The sequence below is a fragment of the Acanthopleuribacter pedis genome, from assembly GCF_017377855.1.
Classification (GTDB): Bacteria; Acidobacteriota; Holophagae; order Acanthopleuribacterales; family Acanthopleuribacteraceae; genus Acanthopleuribacter; species Acanthopleuribacter pedis.
This window is the reverse complement of the sequence record NZ_JAFREP010000022.1, coordinates 137,207-154,807: the sequence shown is the minus strand read 5'-3', so window position 1 is coordinate 154,807 and position 17,601 is coordinate 137,207. Positions and strand designations below refer to the sequence as shown.

The 17,601-nt window shown below is 55.1% G+C and carries 12 protein-coding genes; 5 read left to right on the top strand and 7 right to left on the bottom strand.

Features of this window, described 5'->3' with window-relative positions; translation table 11 throughout:
- Positions 1–248: 248 nt before the first annotated feature.
- The gene (locus J3U88_RS22255) at positions 249–2,939 is read left to right on the top strand and encodes a protein kinase domain-containing protein (RefSeq protein ID WP_207861191.1); all 2,691 of its coding nucleotides are present in this window, start codon (positions 249–251) and stop codon (positions 2,937–2,939) included.
- 10 nt (positions 2,940–2,949) lie between these two features.
- Here J3U88_RS22255 and J3U88_RS22250 read toward each other — a convergent pair whose 3' ends face one another.
- Together J3U88_RS22250 and J3U88_RS22245 are read right to left on the bottom strand one after the other, a co-directional pair.
- Positions 2,950–3,591, bottom strand: coding sequence for an AAA family ATPase (locus J3U88_RS22250; protein WP_207861190.1), 642 nt, complete (start codon positions 3,589–3,591; stop codon positions 2,950–2,952).
- 69 nt (positions 3,592–3,660) lie between these two features.
- The gene (locus J3U88_RS22245) at positions 3,661–4,956 is read right to left on the bottom strand and encodes a tetratricopeptide repeat protein (protein WP_207861189.1); all 1,296 of its coding nucleotides are present in this window, start codon (positions 4,954–4,956) and stop codon (positions 3,661–3,663) included.
- Positions 4,957–5,905: 949 nt separating this feature from the next.
- On the opposite strand from J3U88_RS22245, the gene J3U88_RS22240 reads away from it, so the two are divergent.
- Positions 5,906–6,913, top strand: coding sequence for a DUF1573 domain-containing protein (locus tag J3U88_RS22240; protein WP_207861188.1), 1,008 nt, complete (start codon positions 5,906–5,908; stop codon positions 6,911–6,913).
- 497 nt (positions 6,914–7,410) lie between these two features.
- On the opposite strand, the gene J3U88_RS22235 is transcribed toward J3U88_RS22240, so the two are convergent.
- From J3U88_RS22235 to J3U88_RS22215, 5 genes are all read right to left on the bottom strand, one after another.
- On the bottom strand, positions 7,411–7,980 hold the full coding sequence (locus J3U88_RS22235) for an RDD family protein (RefSeq protein WP_207861187.1): 570 nt from the start codon (positions 7,978–7,980) through the stop codon (positions 7,411–7,413).
- Positions 7,981–8,065: 85 nt separating this feature from the next.
- Positions 8,066–10,147, bottom strand: coding sequence for a tetratricopeptide repeat protein (locus J3U88_RS22230; protein WP_207861186.1), 2,082 nt, complete (start codon positions 10,145–10,147; stop codon positions 8,066–8,068).
- 387 nt (positions 10,148–10,534) lie between these two features.
- A complete protein-coding gene (locus tag J3U88_RS22225; RefSeq protein ID WP_207861185.1) occupies positions 10,535–11,356 on the bottom strand; it encodes a hypothetical protein in 822 nt (273 codons plus the stop codon).
- A gap of 16 nt (positions 11,357–11,372) precedes the next feature.
- On the bottom strand, positions 11,373–12,416 hold the full coding sequence (locus J3U88_RS22220) for a COX15/CtaA family protein (protein ID WP_207861184.1): 1,044 nt from the start codon (positions 12,414–12,416) through the stop codon (positions 11,373–11,375).
- A 107-nt stretch (positions 12,417–12,523) separates the two neighbouring features.
- The gene (locus tag J3U88_RS22215) at positions 12,524–12,838 is read right to left on the bottom strand and encodes a hypothetical protein (protein ID WP_207861183.1); all 315 of its coding nucleotides are present in this window, start codon (positions 12,836–12,838) and stop codon (positions 12,524–12,526) included.
- A 304-nt stretch (positions 12,839–13,142) separates the two neighbouring features.
- Here J3U88_RS22215 and J3U88_RS22210 point away from each other — a divergent pair, with 304 nt between their 5' ends.
- From J3U88_RS22210 to uvrB, 3 genes are all read left to right on the top strand, one after another.
- Positions 13,143–14,423 (top strand): citrate synthase, encoded by a 1,281-nt coding sequence (locus tag J3U88_RS22210; RefSeq protein ID WP_207861182.1) that lies wholly within the window; start codon positions 13,143–13,145, stop codon positions 14,421–14,423.
- Between the two features lie 194 nt (positions 14,424–14,617).
- On the top strand, positions 14,618–15,031 hold the full coding sequence (locus tag J3U88_RS22205) for a CoA-binding protein (protein WP_207861181.1): 414 nt from the start codon (positions 14,618–14,620) through the stop codon (positions 15,029–15,031).
- Between the two features lie 106 nt (positions 15,032–15,137).
- On the top strand, positions 15,138–17,129 hold the full coding sequence (gene uvrB, locus J3U88_RS22200) for an excinuclease ABC subunit UvrB (protein ID WP_279382595.1): 1,992 nt from the start codon (positions 15,138–15,140) through the stop codon (positions 17,127–17,129).
- Positions 17,130–17,601: the final 472 nt, after the last annotated feature.

Genomic DNA, 17,601 nt, shown 5'->3' with positions numbered 1-17,601 from the left:
AGATTGTTATGGAATGGGAGCGTTTTCCGAAATAAGGATTAAAGACGGCCTTTTACCCTGACCTTCTCCCTTGTCCGAAATTTGTCTTGGAAAGCGTGGTGATGATTGGTTGCCGAAAAGGATCGTTTGGCGGTCGAACTGTCGCCGTGGCACGCGACGGACGTTAGGGAGTAACAGATTGACACATTTGCGTTGGGATCGGGGCGGTCACCGGCTTTCCCGCCAGTTGTGGACAGAAGGCGGTAACCGTGGGACCTGAGGTTCAGCGTATTTTCGCGACGGCGGTCGAGCAACCGCCGGGGCGACGCGAGGCGGTGGCACGTGCCGAATGCGGCGACAACCTGGCATTGTTCCGGGATGTCATGAGTCTGCTGACGGCTTATGAAGATCATCAGGAGGATGACTTTCTCGAGAAACCTTTCTTCGAGGTCGGCAAGCTTTTGGAAGATGTCCGCGATGAATCCCTGCGGCTCAAGGCGCGTGAAGAGGTTCCGCCGCAAATCCCCGGATATACCATTCAAAAAAGTCTGGGCAGCGGTGCCATGGGCCAGGTATTTCTCGCTACCCAGGAGCAGTTGGCGCGTCCCGTGGCCGTGAAGGTCTTGCGCCCGCGTTCCCTCGAGCATCATTACGAGGAGTTTGTTGTTCGCTTCCGCAATGAATGCAAGGTATTGGCGATGTTGCCCCACGAGAACATTGCCAAAATCTACGAGGTGGGCCGGCTAGAGGACGAGCGGCCGTTTTTTACGCTGGAATACTTAGAGGGTGCCCAAACCGTCCAGCAGTTTTGCGATCAAATTGGGGCCGACATTCATCAGCGGTTGCGGCTGTTCCTCAAAATTTGCGACGGCGTGGCTTTTGCCCATCGCAATGCGATTGTGCATCGTGACCTCAAGCCTTCCAACATCCTGATCGATCCAGAGAGCCGCCAACCCAAGATTATCGACTTTGGTATCGCCAAATCCATTCAGCCCCACGCGGCGATTGACTTTACCGAAACACCGGATTGGCGACCCATGGGCACGCCGCCGTTTATTAGTCCCGAGCAATTGCGGCGTTCCGAGGGGGTTGTGGCCGACACCCGTTCCGATGTTTACGCGCTGGGTATGCTGTTGTACGTGCTCTTGACCGATACCCGGCCCTTTTTACCGGACGAGGAGGCGGCTTTTGATTTTGATCTATGGAAGAAAATTGTGGAGGAACCGGCTTCCGCGCCTTCCCATGCTTATCTCCAATGCGATCCGGCACGGCGCCGCGCGGTAGCTGAGAGGCGGGCCGTCACACCCGTGCAGCTTGTGGCGCAACTGAAACGGGATCTCGATTGGATTGTGCTCAAAGCGGTCCGAAAGAATCCCGACGACCGCTACCAAAGCGTGTTGGCCTTGGCCGATGATATCGAACGCTATTTGACCCATCAGCCGGTTAAGGCGCGCCCCGACTCCTGGTTCTACCATGTTTCCAAGTTCGTAAGAAGGCACTGGTTGTCGGTCACGGTCGGTTGCCTGTTTGGTACGTCACTCCTTACCCTGGCGACCATTGCCTTTTTTAACAACCAAAAAGCGATTCGCGAGGCAGAGCGGGTCGAGGTTCTTTTAGAACATTTAAAGGGCGTGGTTGATCTAAGCGATCCGTTGTTTCCTGATTTGTTTCGCGATGTGACCAGGCGGAAGGTGGCCAATGAGCTGCAAACCGCGATTGAAGTAAGCCGCGATGCGGATTTGCGCATGACGTTGATGGAAATTCAAGGGACCCTGCTCTACGGATTGGGTGATTACCGGCAGGCGGGAGATCGGTATACCGGGTTGGTTCGCCTAGCCGAGCGCCGTCTTGGGCCCCGGCATGAGCGAACCTTGCGTGCCGCTTACTGGGCCGGGGTGTGCAGCATGGCCTTGGAAGAGGCCGACCGCGCCTTGATGTTCTTCGATCGCGTTTTACCTGATGTGGCCGTGCTTGCCCCCCACTTACAGATGAGATTGCGGCGGGCCAGGGTGGAGGCCCTGCGTCAGTTGGGACAGACGAAGAGTGATCGGTTAATTGAACTTTTGGAGGTGATGGAAGCGGATGTGGGGGTTTTGGTGGAACCGCGCTCTTTCGAGGCATCGCAGATCGCCGTGACCAAGGGTCACGTCCATCGCGATGTTTCTCAGTTCAAGCTTGCTGAAACGGCTTATCACCGCGCCTTGAATTTGCGTTTGAACGACGGTCGGGTCAGTGACCCGATTCGAGGCATAACCTATAACTACCTGGCCGTGAACGCGCGGATGGCGGGTCGCTTGGACGACGCCCTGGAATATGCGCTCCATGGGCGCGGTTTACTCGAGGGCGCATTAAGAAGAGATCATCCCTACTTGCTCCAGTTGTACAACAACCTCGGTAATATTTATTCGGATTTGGGCCGCCTCGCCGAAGCCGAACCCCTGCTTCGCAAAGCGCTTTTGTTACGGTCCGATGCGGACGTGACGGTGCGGCCGTTCCAGACCAATATGCTCAACAATCTCGCCGATCTCTACTTGGGTTGGGGGTGTGCGGAAGATGCTGAGGCGGTCAAACTGTTCGAACTGACCGTGCGTGGTGAGGGGCGAGGTACGCGCGATCTCAACCACTGGGCTTCGCTGTTAACCTTGGCCGAGATTTACCAAGCGCAAGGGCGTCACGGCGAGGCCGCGATGTTTTTGGAAACCGTGCTCACCGAATGGCCGCTTGAAAGCCATGTGCCGTACTATGCCGTGGGCATGAGTCTGCTGGCCCGCTCGGAAGCGGAGCAAGGGCGTTACGAGCATGGGTTTGCGCTTTTTCGGCAAGCGCGGTTGTTGTCGTCCAATGGGGAAAAATGGTTCCCCGGCTACTTCTGTGAAGCAGCCGTCGTCTTGGCGGAGGGCGAGCTGGAAGAAGCCGAGCGTGCCGAGCTGCGTGCTTTTCTGGCAGAAACCTGTCCCTGAGCTCGAGCAGTTACCTTTCGCTGTCCTTCATGTCCAACGTATTGCCGTTGCTTCTGTATTGGCCGACGAGGCTTTCAATGTGGGCTAAGCCGAACGTAATCTTTTTAAAAAAGGAAGCCGCGTGCTGGACCAGGTGGAAATGGGGATGTTGCGACCACAAGCGGCGCAGTCGTCCGTCTAGCTCGACCGCTTCCGCGAGGCTCTCGGTGCGGGTGGGATTGCCGCCTTCAATGGAGATATCACCGGCGGCCGCCGTTTCGAAGAAGATGACCGCATCGTAGCGGGCCAGTTCCTGAGCGAGGGTGGTGCCGACCGCCGCGAAAAAGTCGTCCGCGCCGCCCGGCCAATAGGCCGCGCCGTCGATGGTACCGCGATCACATAACAAAATGCGTTCCGGGAATTCGGCGCTCTGGATGTCCTCCAAGTTACGTTGCACGTGAAAAATGGCTTTTTGAATGGAACGCGTCGCGAGGTCATGGTCGCTGCGTGGGAATCCGCCGGAAAACAAAAGGGTTGCCGCCTCGGGGACGATGACGACGCGTTCGCCGATTTCGCGGCGAAACAAATCCGCGGCCGTGGTTTTTCCCCCACCGGGTCCGCCGGTGAGTACGATGCGCAAGGGGGCTTTGGCCGATGTTTGTGGTTGCGTCACGAGACCTCCAGAGGACCATAGGGGAACAAAGCCGGCGGCAAAGGCCTGTCCCAACTTTGTGCCGCGTATCTAGTGTTGTTTTTGTAATCGTTTCAAAAGGCGACGGCCGCTGCGCCAGTCAGGCTTTACCTTGAGGCCCGCTTCCATCGCTTTGATCGCCGCCGGAATATTGCCGGTCACCACGAAGGCCTCGGCCAATGCTTTGTAGGAGCCGGGATATTCAGGGAACAACTGGATGTTGAATTCCAGGATTTTCACCGCTTCATCCGCCCGGTTTTTCTCCATTAATTCATAACCGAGCCGTTCCAGCGCAAAGGCGCCAAAGGTGAGGTTGGCTTGTTCGGTTGCTTGCAGTTCGTAGTATTTGGCGATGGCCGCCTCGGCACCTTGTTCGACCGCGATGGTTTGAAGCAAATCGGTGACAAGCCGTTTTTGCGTTCCTTGGCTGATGGACATGCTGCCCATGGTGACCTTGCCCTCCAAGTTCAGGGCGTATTTGCCTTGACGGGGTGGTGGTGCTTCCATTTCACCCATGACTACCTTTACCGTGCGGTTGAGCCGGGTATCGTCGGGAACTTTTAAAACCACTTCACCCATGCGAATGGACAGGTCGAGATGGGTGTCTTGCTGGAATTGACCACTGTTTAAAATCACCCCTTCGCCCATGCGCATGGCGATTTTACCGTCTTTGAAGTTGTAGTTCTGAAGGTCCTCAATGACCATTTCGCCCATGGAACCTTCTACCTCAAACTTTTCGGCGGTAATCGGGTTGCGCTCCTTGTTTTTCATGTGGAACTCGCCCATTTTCACTTCCATCTGAACGCTGGACAGGGGAACGCCCGACAGGTCAAAGTCACCCGATCCAATGGCCATGTCCAGGTCCAAATCGACCGGGGCGTTTTTGGGGAGGTACAAGGTGATGTGGTTGTTGTTGTCGTCATCTGAGAAGCCAAACATTAAGGAGGCACGGGGGCGGAAGTCCAAGGTGTATTCAATATGGTCGTCGTGTTCGGTAACTTCCGTTTCTAGTTTGAAATTGGCCTTGTCGTAGTCGCCGTCCAAATCAATTTGGCCGGGATTGCTGGTTGGCTTGATATGGAATTCCAATGCGCGGGCACGAATCTTGACCTTGATCGGTTTGGGTACCGGTTGGCCCTCTTCATTAATAAAGACCAGCGGTTTGTCCTCGCTGATACCCAGTTGGTTTTCTTGCTCAAGGGGCACCACCACGGCTTCTTTGGTTCCCTGTATCTGAGAAAAGGTGAGCAAGCCGACCGCGACCGAACACAGCACCATTAAAAATATTACGGTGCTGCAGGTCCAAAAGAGTCTGGACAAACACGATGAAGAATTCTTTTTACTCAAACGCGTCTCCGTAATAAGTTAAGCACCTTTTGCCGGACGCAACCTTGTCCCGAGCCCGTGGACGATTTTTGTCCGATGACATGAATAGCATTCAAACTGATCATGTTATCACACGAAAACCAGGCGGGGGCTTCCACGTTTGGGAACAGGGCTCGAACTTCGTTGCAGGGGCGCGGTGAAGCTGGGTTTCGTTCGCCCATTGCGTGATGTTGGACGTCGTCCGAGGCGTGGGTTGGATGATCGGTGCGGGTTGATCATGAGGGTGGTGGGTTGAGGGATGGCTTGGGTTGGTCGTGTGGGTTTTTTGTGAATCATGCGCGCCCCGCGGCAGCCTCGAGGTTCATGCGGCTAACGGCCGGGTTGGTGTTTGGCCGTGGGTGTTTTCGCGCATGGCATCGATCCGAGTGCGTTCGGTTTGCATGGGTCCTACGTGAACGAAACGGATGGGGCGAGGATTAACCGGGACCGAGTGGGTTCCTTCGCCTGGCCCGCGCCGCGAGGTGGGGTTAACCGTGAACGACGATACGTCGCGGTTTGGGAAGCGGCGGGGTCGCTTGGGCAATGTGTCCGGTAAGGTTTGGGAGACCTTTGCCGGCTGGTCGGGGAGGATTGGGATTGCCTGTCATGGGCGCCTGAAAGAGGAAATGCGGTAAAAAACCGTGACTTTCCAGACGTTTTAGGTTACGTGAAAAAGAGGCCTTGGGTTTGGTATAAATTGAAATTTCTTGAGAAAAGCAGTGTTTGTTATGGGTTTAAGTGTTTGTTTTTAAATAGTTTGTTGTGCTTGTTTAAGAGCCGGTTATGCCGGCTTGTAGCCCTGGTCTCGTGGGTGGGTGGTCGGCATGCATGATGCCCGTCAAGATGACAATGCCCGATTGAAATGATAAACTAGCGGCATTTGCTTAATGTTGTCCCCGCGTTATGCGGGATATCCGGAGGTAGTCTTTTCATGAAAACTACAATCAAACCCTTAATCTTGTTCGCCGTGAGTCTGATGGTCTCCGTGGCTTTGGCTGGTCCAAAGCTCGAAATGGAAAAAATGCAGCACGATTTCGGTGACATCGATAAAGGTGAGAAAGTATCCACCGTTTTCAAATTCAAAAACATCGGTGATGCGCCACTCGAAATCAAAGATGTTAAAACGTCTTGCGGTTGTACGTCCGCCAAGCCTAAAAAAGCGATCTACGAGCCCGGCGAGTCCGGTGAGATTCCCGTGACCTTTAACTCAGAACGTTTTTCCGGCAAGATCAACAAAACCGTAACCATTGACACCAACATGGTTGATGACAACGGTGTTTCCGCCAAAACCATTGTGAAAATTTCCGCCAATGTCGTAGCCGACATCGTCGCCAAGCCCGTTAGCCTCTTTTTCCCACGCGCTAAGTTGGGCGAGATCTCCACGCAAAACATCGTGGTTAGCAGCAACAAAATGGACAAGCTTGAAGTTACCGGCGTGAAAGCGCAGCCCGAGTTTCTTAAAGCGGAAGCCATTCGCAAAGACGACAAGACCTTTGAAATCAAAGTCACTGTCGACGGCAACAAGTTTCCCGAGGGCAAAAATCGCTTGACCGGTTTCATCAACTACGAAACCAACAGCAAAACCCAGGGCAACATGCGTTCCACCGTGACCGTGAACATCGAAAAGCCGCTGCGTGTTACGCCCGGTTCTGTTTTCCTGTTTGCATCTCCCAAGGGCAAAACCCGTCAGATTTCCCTGCGTGTTGAGTCCAGCAAGGGCGACAGCTTCGAAGTCAGTGATATCGAATCTTCCCTCGAGTATTTGGACGTCTCCTTGGCTGAAAACCTCGGCCACGAGAAACGCCTTCAAATCGTTTTGAAAGAAGATGCTCCGGTTGGTAAGTTCGATGGTTCCATCACCTTGAACACCAACGTGAAAGAGCAAGGAACGCTGCGCATTCCTGTTCGTGGCAGTGTGGTTGAACCGCCCAGCAAGTAATTGATTTCAAGCGTTTACGACGCGATCTGAATGATAAAAGGCCGGCGGAATCCGAGAGGGTTTCGCCGGCTTTTCCTATTAGGTCGACGTCTGCTTGAGATTTGGTATTGCTCTGGAGTCAACAAGGATGACAGAAGACGGGCGAGGTGCCGTTTGCTTGAACGCACGCGGGCCGCACCTGGGCCGCCTGGGTTGAAAGCAGTTCGTGGCGTATCCGTTTCACTGGAACCTACTGAAGCGCACGCTTAGGCGGGTATCAGCGTCGGCGCGAGCCTAGCCCGCATCGCTCACAAGGCATGCTGCTACGGGGCAACCCGTGCGATTACCAGGGTTTGTCTCCCGCGTTACCAGTCGAGCCGCCTTCGCCTCAGCTGCTACGCTGAAAGGTCGGCCCGGCGAAAGGTTGGCCCGGCGAAAGGTCGGCTGTCTCTCGGTCGTCATCTTCGCACGCACAAGGCTTTCAGCTTCTCGCGACGAACCCTTGCCGGCAATGCGGGCTAGCCCGCGTTTTTTTGGTAGTACTCGATGAGCAGTGCGCCCAGGGTCTTTTTGAATAAACCGAGGAACAGCCAGAAATAAAGAAAGGTGAAACTCAGCAAGACAAACAGAATCGGAAGCAGGCTAAAGGTGACAAGGTCTTGCAGTCCTCGGTGGGAGAACCACAAAATAATTTGCAGGATGACCCCGTTAAATAGCGAGACCAATGCAACGTCGGCGAGATGGGCCGGGGCGCGTTGGGTGATGGGGAGGGCGATGACATCCTCGCCGGTTTTTTCTTCTTCGATGATGGGGTCCCTGTTGCGGATCAGATCGAGCGCATCGATCTGCGTTTCCGCGACAAAAGGTTTGGCGACCTTGGGTTTCTTGGCCGGCGCCGCGGGGGGTGGTTGGCTCGGGGTTGCGCCCACGCTCGTGGGAAGGCCGGCTTGTTTGCGTGAACCAAATAAAAATCGGGATTTTTGTGAAACCCGCAGCATCATGCCGAGTTCTTGGACGGGCGTGGCGCATTGAGGACATTCGGTTTTTTCAGGGTCAAGGCTTGCGCCACACACAAAACAGACGTTCACGCGTTCCTCGGCGGTAGGCGAAACCTTCCGCGGCCGCCAGGCATGCCGGAAGGTTCACATAATTCAGAAAAAAACCGCGCGGTTTTTAGAGGCGGAAGTAGAACCACTGGTCCTTTTCTTGTTCGCTGATCTTACCGTTAAAGAAGCGTTCGATCACCTCCATATTGCGGCGAGGCATCACATAAGCGGTTTTCAGCACGGCCGCGCTACGGAAATGGTTAACGGCTTCCGGTAAGGCTTTTTCCTTTAGCTTTTCGAAGGCCAGCGATTCGTGGGCGCCGCCCAAGAGGTTTTGGAGTTCGATGTTGTCGAGATTGTTTGCCAATAGCGGCCCGAGACGGTCGACAGCTTCCTGGAAGCGTTTTTTCTGGATGTCGGTTTGGGCGAGTCGGATGGTTTTTTCCTGGTCCTCGGGGGGGGCGGTCTGGCCCAGCTTGGCTTCCTCGGCGGCAATGTTGGTTTGGGCTTCGGACGTCAGCTTGGTCAAACGTTTGAGTTCTTCACTGTCCTCGAAGGTTCGTTTGGCGATGGCGATTTCGTTGAGGTGGGCGGCTCGCTTGGTCGCGATCTCACGTACGCGACGGTAGCTAAGCACGGCCATCGCGGGTTTCTGAGAAATCGTATATTCCTCCGCAAACGCCATGAAATCGGAAACGATTTGCTGGTCGCTGTTCCAGTCGACCTGGGTTGCGGTGGGGATAATTTCTTCCTCGGGTTCGTTGAGCTTTTGCTCCTGCAACCGTTCCCAATAAAGGAAACCAAAGTATCCGCCGCCGGCGAGCACGGCCGCTACCACGGGTAAAATGAACCAAAGCTTGTTGATGGGTTTCTTTTCGTTGCGGACCTTAATGATTTTGGTGACCTGGCGGGTCTCGGTCGCGCCTTCGTCTGCATCGGGCGTGAAGAACTTGGTGATTTCCTCGTCCGAGGGGCCCGATTTTGCTTTGGTCTTGGCGGCGTCTTCCTCGAGTTCGAGACTGCGGATCTCGTTGATTTGTTTTTTGCGGTTTTCGATGGAGTTTTTAAGGGCGCTGAGTCCGTCGAGGTCGGGCGCCTTGGCGGTGAGTTCTTTGACCAGGCGTTCGGCTTCCTCGTGATCGCCGCCCAGGAGTGCTTTTTTGGCGTTTTCCAGATCGCTTTTGTACTGGTGCTGTTGCTCAATGGCGACCTTGGTTTTTTCCAAGCACTGTTGGGTTTCTTTGTGGTTCGGGTGAAACTCGAGAATGTAGTGCCATTTTTCCATGGCGGCGGCGTATTGGCCGGATTCGTAAAGTTGCAGGCCTTCATTGTATGCGTTGAGGAGTGCTTCCTTGGAGGGGCCGCCTTTATCGCCGCCGGGGGCGCTTGTCGCGGGGGCGCTTGTCGCGGGGGCGCTTGTCGCGGGGGCGCTTGTCGCGGGAGTGGGGTCCGCGGGGACGCTTGTCGCTGGGGCGCTTGACGCGGGGGCGCTTGACGCGGAGGCGCTTGTCGCGGGGGCGGCCGGCACGGATTCCGCCGCTTGGGCCTGCTCTTCCGCCATCATGGCGCTGACGTTGTTCACGTAATCCTGGACGATTCGGTTGGATGGATCCAGTTCGAGCGCTTTTCGCCAGGCGGCCAGCGCGCGGTCGTAATCCTGGACCTCGTAGAGCTGCACCCCTTGCTGGGTGAGGCGTTCTACCTCGGCGGCGGTATGATCCTCGTCTTTTGCCTCGGCGCTTTCTCCTTCGACAAAGGCCTCGGCCTTGGAGGTGTAGTACATGGTGGATTCCAGGTCGGGCGAGCTTTTGTCGCTGGGGGCCCGTTGGCCCGACTGGGATTGGGTTGCTTTAAAACGTGCGTCGATTTTCTTAAAGAGGCCTTTGAGGTCGTTGTTGTTCGGGTGTTTTTTGAGGAGGTATTCGCACAAGCGACGCGCTTCTTGGTACTGTTTGGCGCTGTACAGGCGTTTGATTTCCTGGAGAATCTCCTTGGAGCTGCGTTTCTTGGTGCCGCTCGAGGATTTTTGGCCGGCGCCGGCCGATCCGGCCTGGGATGCCTGCATGATGTCCTGTAGGCCTTTACGGGCCTCTTGGTGATCGGGCGCGACTTGGAGAACTTTCTCCCAGTAAGACTTTGCTTCGGCGTAATTTTTTGCACTAAACGCCATAAAACCTTTGAGGTAGAGATCCTCAACGTTTTCGCTCATAAACCCATCCAGCCTAGTGATTCATGTACCTAAAACTCCGTTCCACAGTTTAGGAAACCCCCCGTATGATGTCAAGGCGGCCAACGCCTAAAACCATCAATCCCAGTGGTTCATTGATGGGGGGAGCGGCACTTTTGCGCCTGGTAGCGAAAGGTCGTGGGTTTCCATTGGGTGACCCGCGTCTTTGTGCTAGAATGCTCGGCGGGGATGTAAGACCGCCTTTACTTGTCCCACCTTTTTTTGTCCCACCAAACACAATCCCTCCAAACAATGTCCCACCCTTTATTTCCTTCCATTCACGATTACATCCCCACCTTCCGCTCCAGATGAACCCGCCGCCCGGCGGGTTTTCTGCTTTTAGGGCCTTTTTTGAGGGCGGCATGCGGACTAGCGGAACTCAGACAAAAAGATGCGGCGCATGACAACCTTGTGGAAACACTCCGGCTCAATGACCCCGACGACCTCGGTCCCATTGGTTAGGATCAGATGGCGCGCGTCGCTACCGGCAAAGGTGGTAAACGCAATGGTCCAGTCCACGTCGTGCTGCAAGCTCAGGAAATGTTGATTGAGATAGTTGCGCAAGGGACGACCGGTATCGGTGGTTTGGTTGAGTGCACGCAAGTGGTCGCGCATGGTGTGGATCGAAAGTTCGCCGTTGTAATTGGTAAGTACGTATGTCGCCCCCTTGCGTATCAGAAAATCGCGCACCTCGTGGAGTGGTGTTTCCGGGTCCAAGAAGTGAGGTTTGCCGCGCAGCAAATGGTAGGCCTTGACCTTGGCCGGTAAGGGGTTTTCCAATAGGTCGCTCTGATCCTCCCGTCGGCTGCACTTATCGAGGTAATTGTTGATGAGGGTGGCAAGCCGGCCTTTGGGCGCGGGGATTTGGATGAATCCCACGTGTAACTTGGTTAAAAAACGCTCTATTTCGTTTTCGCTGATGGAGCGGCTGACAAAAAAGACGGGGACTTGGTGCCATTCGGGGGAGGCGTGCAGTTCGTCTAAGAGGCTGATGGCGATTAAGGGGTCGCTGTCAAAGTCCATGACCAGAAACTCGCCGGGTGCCGGGTGCCGTCCCTGGAAGACCGCTTGCCAGCCGCTGGGATCATCGACGATTTGATCGATAAGAAAACCTTCATCACGAAGTTTGGTTGCGATGATGCGGGCTTGAATTTCGGATCGAGAAAAGAGTAATCCTTGTCGCTCGGCCACGGCGGTTCCTTCTGGATTAGGCGCGCCGGGTCCAGCCGTGAAAGCTGATGAAGAGCAAGATGGACCAGAGGATAACCGCGCCTGCTTGGTGGAGCGAGCCCAGGCTTACGGGCACGCGTGTTAAGAGAGTTAGTACGCCCAGAGTAACTTGTAAACCCAGACATGCCAAGAGCAAAATGAAGCTGACACGCAGGCGGCGAGAGTGAAGGCGACGGCCGAAGGCGACAAAAAGCGCAACGACCGCGGCGGCGACAACCCAGGCGAACCAGCGGTGAACAAATTGGACCATGACCGGGTTTTCCAGGAAATTGCTGATCCAGGGTGTGTAGCTCCAGGCGGCGCTCGGCAAAAAACTGCCGTGCATCATGGGAAAGGTGTTGTAGGCGTGGCCCGCGCGCAGGCCGGCCACAAAGGCGCCGCTGACGATTTGGAGGCCGACCAAGGTGAGCGCCGTCAAAGAGGGAAGGGTGAGCCGCGGCAGGAGGTCTCCGTCCTGGTGGTCGCGGTGCGGCAGGAATACCGCAAAGGCGAGGCATAGGACGTAACTAAAAAGCGCAATGCCGAGTGAGAGGTGGATCGCAAGGCGGAAATGGCTGACGCGAGGGACGTCGACCAGGCCTGATTGAACCATGTACCAGCCGATCACACCCTGGGCGCCCCCGAGAACCAGGATCGCCAGGCCATGCCGGATCATCGGCCGTTTGACCCAGCCGCGGATCGCAAAAAACAGCCAGGGCAGCGCGAACACACTGCCGATAAAACGGCCGAGTAGGCGGTGGAAGTATTCCATATAAAAGATGAACTTGAAGTCTTCGAGGGGCATGCCTTTGTTTTCTTTGAGGTATTGCGGGGATTGGCGGTATTGGTCGAATACCTCGGCCCAATCCTGTTCGTTAAGGGGTGGGACGGCGCCCATGATGGGGTCCCAATCAACCATGGACAGACCCGAATCGGTCAGTCGGGTTAAGCCGCCTAGGATGATCATGCCGAAGGTTAGGGTGCAAACGACGGCGAGCCACGCAGCGACCGGTTTCCGGTGTTGGGGATCGATCAGGGTCATTCGGGTCCTCTTTGAAGCGGGGGTCGGTCGCGCCGCGAGGCGCGGGTGACCGAGGTTGGGTGACGCGCCGCGGATTGGGGCGCGTGGTTGTCCACGGGAGGCGGTATTTAGGTGTGGCCGTGGAGTGCCGGGAAGCTTTGGACGGCGTGACGTTCCAAAAGCAAGCCGTATTCAGTCGGACTGAAGCGGGCTGTCCAGGAGAGGTGCAGGCGTGTCACCTTGACGTCGACGCGGACTTGATTGCGTTCGCGGACGGCGGCCACCTCGAGTTCCCGGGCGGGGTGCTGCTCGAGCAGTTGCGTCAGGGATTGAAGGCGTCTGTGGATGGTCCGTGCTTCTTGGACAAGTGGATCCTTAAACGCCTCGAAGTGGCGGTTACGACTTAATTTACCTTGTTGTATCGCGCGGACAAGCTCCGCCAATCGTGCCTCTTTCATGGCCGCGATCATAACAAAAAAGGGCGGTGTCGGGGAGAAATCCAGACCAGAAAAACGGGTGTCGAAAATGGGGGGAACCGCGCCGCCCCATTACTTGGCGGACGGGGCGCTTTTGCGAATTTACGCTTGCACATGATTGAAACCATCTCCTAAAATGAGCAGCGGCTTGGTGCGGAAAAACGGAATTCCGTTTCTATTTGCTCTTCGAAATAACGGGTACACCGCTGTGCAGCGTTTATTTCCACCAGGCCGTCGAGATGGATTGATTTATTTCCAGAAGGAGTGAGGCGTGGATCAAGCAGAAATTTCCTACGGGGATTCCAAGATTTCACTCCCGGTTGTTGAAGGCACTGAAGGCGAGCGAGCGATTGATATCTCTAAGCTGCGCGCTCAGACGGGTTTAATTACATTAGACCCTGGTTACGTCAATACCGGGTCATGTGAAAGCAGTATTACGTTCATTGACGGCGAGAAAGGCATTCTCCGCCACCGGGGTTACCCCATTGAGGACTTGTGCGAGAAAACTGATTTCCTCGAAACCGCTTACTTGGTGATTTACGGCCGTCTGCCTTCTCAGGCCGAATACGACCGCTTCCGCGATGATATCGCCGAACACTCGTTGCCGCACAACGGCTTGTCACGGATGTTCGAAGCGTTTCCTAAAGATTCTCACCCCATGGCGCTGTTGGCCAGCGTGTTGCCAAGCATGTACGCCTACTATCCCTACGATGAGAATGATCCGGCCCAGGTCGACAAAGCCATCCTGCGCCTGCTCGGAAAAATCCCCGTGCTGGCTTCTTGGGTTTACCGCAAACTGCGTGGTTGGCCGCTCAACTACTCCAATCCCGACCAAAGCTACGCCGCCAACTTCCTGGACCTGACCTTTAACACCCCGGCCAACCGTTTCAAGTTGGATCCCGATATCGTCAAGGCGCTGGATCTTTTGTTGATCCTCCACGCCGACCACGAACAAAACTGCTCCGCCGCCACCGTGCGCATGATCGGCAGCAGCCAGGTGAACTTGTACGCCGCCATCGCAGGCGGGATGTGTTCCCTGTGGGGTCCGTTACACGGCGGTGCCAACCAAAAAGTTTTGGAAATGCTGGAAGTGATCAAGAACGACGGCGGCGACATTCAGAAATACCTGGATCTCGCCAAGGACAAAGAGTCCGGCTTCCGTCTGATGGGTTTTGGGCACCGTGTCTACAAGAACTTCGACCCGCGCGCCCGCATTATCAAAAAACACGCCGACCGTGTTTTGTCCAAACTCGGTATCAACGATCCATTGCTGAAACTGGCCAAAGAGCTGGAAGAAGCCGCGCTTAACGATTCCTACTTTGTGGATCGCAAACTCTATCCCAACGTCGACTTCTACAGCGGCATCATCTACAAAGCGATGGGCATTCCTACCGAAATGTTCACCGTCATGTTTGCCGTTGGTCGTCTGCCGGGCTGGATTGCTCAATGGCGTGAAATGCAATCCGGTTCGACCCGCATTAGTCGTCCCCGTCAGGTCTACCAAGGGGAAACCCGCCGTGACCTGATGAGTATGGTTAAGAACCACCACTAATTCTCTTAGCCGGGGGCTTCACGGCGCCCGGTTTCTCATCCATACACCGCGTCGCTTTTATGTGCTCTTTATAAATGTCCTATTCCGGTAAGCTTATGCATGCGGGTCTTCCCGCCGCGGGTATGCGTTGAAGGTCTCTCGCTATGAGGACCTGATAAGTTACATCAAGAGTCGAAAACTTGGAGGCTCTGATTATGTTCGGTCCTGTATCCGAAGGTATGCGTCTGTTCCACGGCAAATCATCTGTTGCCGTGGTGGGCTACAGCGAAAATCCGGCCCGTATTGTCGGAAAAGTGACGGAGTTTCTCATTGAAGAGGGGAACCGTGTTACCGGGATTAACCCCACCATCAACGGCACCACCGTTGCCAAGATTCCCGTCAAGGCGACCTTGGCCGATTTGGACGCGCCGGTTGACATCATTCAAGTCTTCCGCAACGCCGACCATCTGCCCGCGCTCGCCGATGAAATCCTTGCGCTTAAGTGGCGCCCGAAAATGGTTTGGTGCCAACAGGGCGTTTTTGATTTCCTTTTTCAAGAACGACTGGAACACGAGGGCATTCAGGTGGTTATGGACGCCTGTCCCTACGCGTTGCGCAGTTATCTCTAAACACGTCTGGTGTGGTTTTGCACGGACTTGATGGAGCGACCTCTTGCCGGGTCGCTCCTTTTCATTTCTCCGCAAGCCGGGGAAGTTATGAGGTTGGAGGTCTGGCTTGAAACCGTTTCGCATGGAGACCCAATACGAGCCGCGTGGCGATCAGCCCGAGGCGATTAAAAACATCACCGCCTCCATTGAGCGGGGTGAGGTGTACACCACCTTGTTGGGGGTCACCGGATCCGGTAAAACCTTTACCATGGCAAAGGTGATCGAAACCCTGAACCGGCCGACCCTCATCATGGCGCCAAACAAAACCCTGGCCGCCCAGTTGTACCAAGAATTCAAAAAGTTCTTTCCCGACAATGCGGTTGAGTACTTCGTCAGTTATTACGACTATTACCAGCCCGAGGCCTATGTCGCCGCGACCGACACCTTTATCCAAAAAGAAGCGACCATTAACAAAGACATTGAAAAGTTACGCCTCAGCGCCACGCGTTCCCTGTTGGAGCGTCGCGATGTGGTCATTGTCGCCTCGGTGTCCTGTATTTACGGCCTGGGTTCGCCCCAGTTTTATGACGAACTCACCGTGAACCTAAAGGTCGATGAAGAATACGACCGCCAAAACCTGCTGCGTGATTTGGTGGGGATTCAGTATTTGCGCAACAACAGCGCTTTTTATCCCGGCACCTTCCGGGTTCGCGGGGACACGATTGAGGTCTACTTGGCCTACGAGGATTTGGGGATTCGCATCGAATTCTTCGGCGATGATGTTGAATTAATCCAGGCCTTTGATCCGTTGACCGGCAAGGCCGAGGCCGACTTGGATCAGGTTCGCATCTTCCCGACCACCCACTTTGTGACCCCGACGGAACGCTTGCAGACCGCGATTGAACAAATCCGTATTGAGATGGACCAGCGCGTGTTGGAACTCAACAATGAGAAGCGTTTGCTGGAGGCGCAACGCCTCAGCCAACGCACCCAATTCGACCTGGAAATGCTGGGCGAAACGGGTTTTTGCCACGGCATTGAAAACTATTCGCGTTATTTGGATGGTCGCCCGGAGGGTTCGCCGCCTTCAACCCTAATGGATTATTTCCCCGAGGATTACCTGCTTTTCCTGGACGAAAGCCACATTACCGTGCCGCAAATCGGCGGTATGTATCGCGGCGACCGGGCCCGTAAGGAGAATCTGGTTTCCTATGGTTTTCGTTTACCCTCCGCGCTCGATAACCGACCCCTCAAGGCCGAGGAATTTCACGCCCGCACCGGTCAGGTCTTGTTTGTGTCGGCAACGCCCGGTCCCTTTGAGATTGAACGGACCGAGGGCGCGATGATCGAGCAAATTATTCGCCCCACCGGTTTGTGCGATCCCGAGATCGAGGTTCGCCCGATCAAAAATCAGATCGACAATTTGCTGGAAGAGATCCGCCAATCCGTCGCCCGCAATCAGCGTACCCTGGTGACCACCTTGACCAAACGCATGGCCGAGGATCTGAGCGAATATTTCCAGTCCCACGGTGTGAAGGTTGCCTACTTACACAGTGAAATCGATACCTTGGAACGCTTGGAAATTTTGCACCAATTGCGTCTGGGTGTGTTCGACGTGGTGGTGGGGATCAACTTGTTGCGCGAGGGGTTGGATTTGCCCGAGGTGGCCTTGGTCGCCATTTTGGACGCCGACAAGCAGGGTTTCCTGCGTTCAACCCGTTCCCTGATTCAGACCGTGGGGCGGGCAGCGCGGAACGTGGCCGGTCGGGTCATTATGTACGCGGATTTTGTGTCGGACGCCATGAAGGAAACCATCGGCGAAACCAAGCGGCGGCGCGCCATCCAGTTGGCGTTTAACGAAAAACACGGGATTACCCCGCAAACCGTGGTGCGCTCGCTGAACGATCCGTTGTCGGAGCTCTACGAAAGCGATTACGCGACCCAGCGCAAGCTTAAAGGCAGCGAGGCCGCGCCCAAAACCAAGGAAGAAGCGTACAAGGAAGTGGCCAAGCTCGAAAAAGAGATGTTGGCCTTTGCGGAGGCGCTTGAGTTCGAAAAAGCAGCCGAAATCCGCGACAGGATTAAGGAGATCAAAAGCCAGGCGTTGGAATTGCGTTGAGGATGGGTTTTGGTTCCTTTTTGGCTGGGGTTGGTATTCGTTATGGCTCAGGAGCTTAGGATGAAAGGAGGATGGGCGGCCGGATCTTGAGCGCTTTTTTTCCTGATTGTGCATGTGGATGAGGCTGTCACTTCGTTTTTCAAGACCGGTGTTTCTGTTCTTTGTTCGTGGGGTCCTTGACAGGCGAGCCTTGCGCAACTTGATATGCCATCGATCCCGCGCACCATCACTCGGGTCTTGGGAATTCGAACCTTTTCTCCCTCTGGAACCTTGGTTATCCGCTGTTAGCTGTGTTAAATTTTTGTAAACCTTTGGGGCTGAGAGGGCCGTTTCGATCCCAAAACCGTTAAATTGTTAACAGCACATTCATGTTTCTGTGCGCTTCGGGTTTGATTCCCGGTGAGTAAAGCGCCTTTCAACTTTAGATTCACCTTGCCGTTGTGACGACGGCAGTTTTGGAAATTTGGATTGA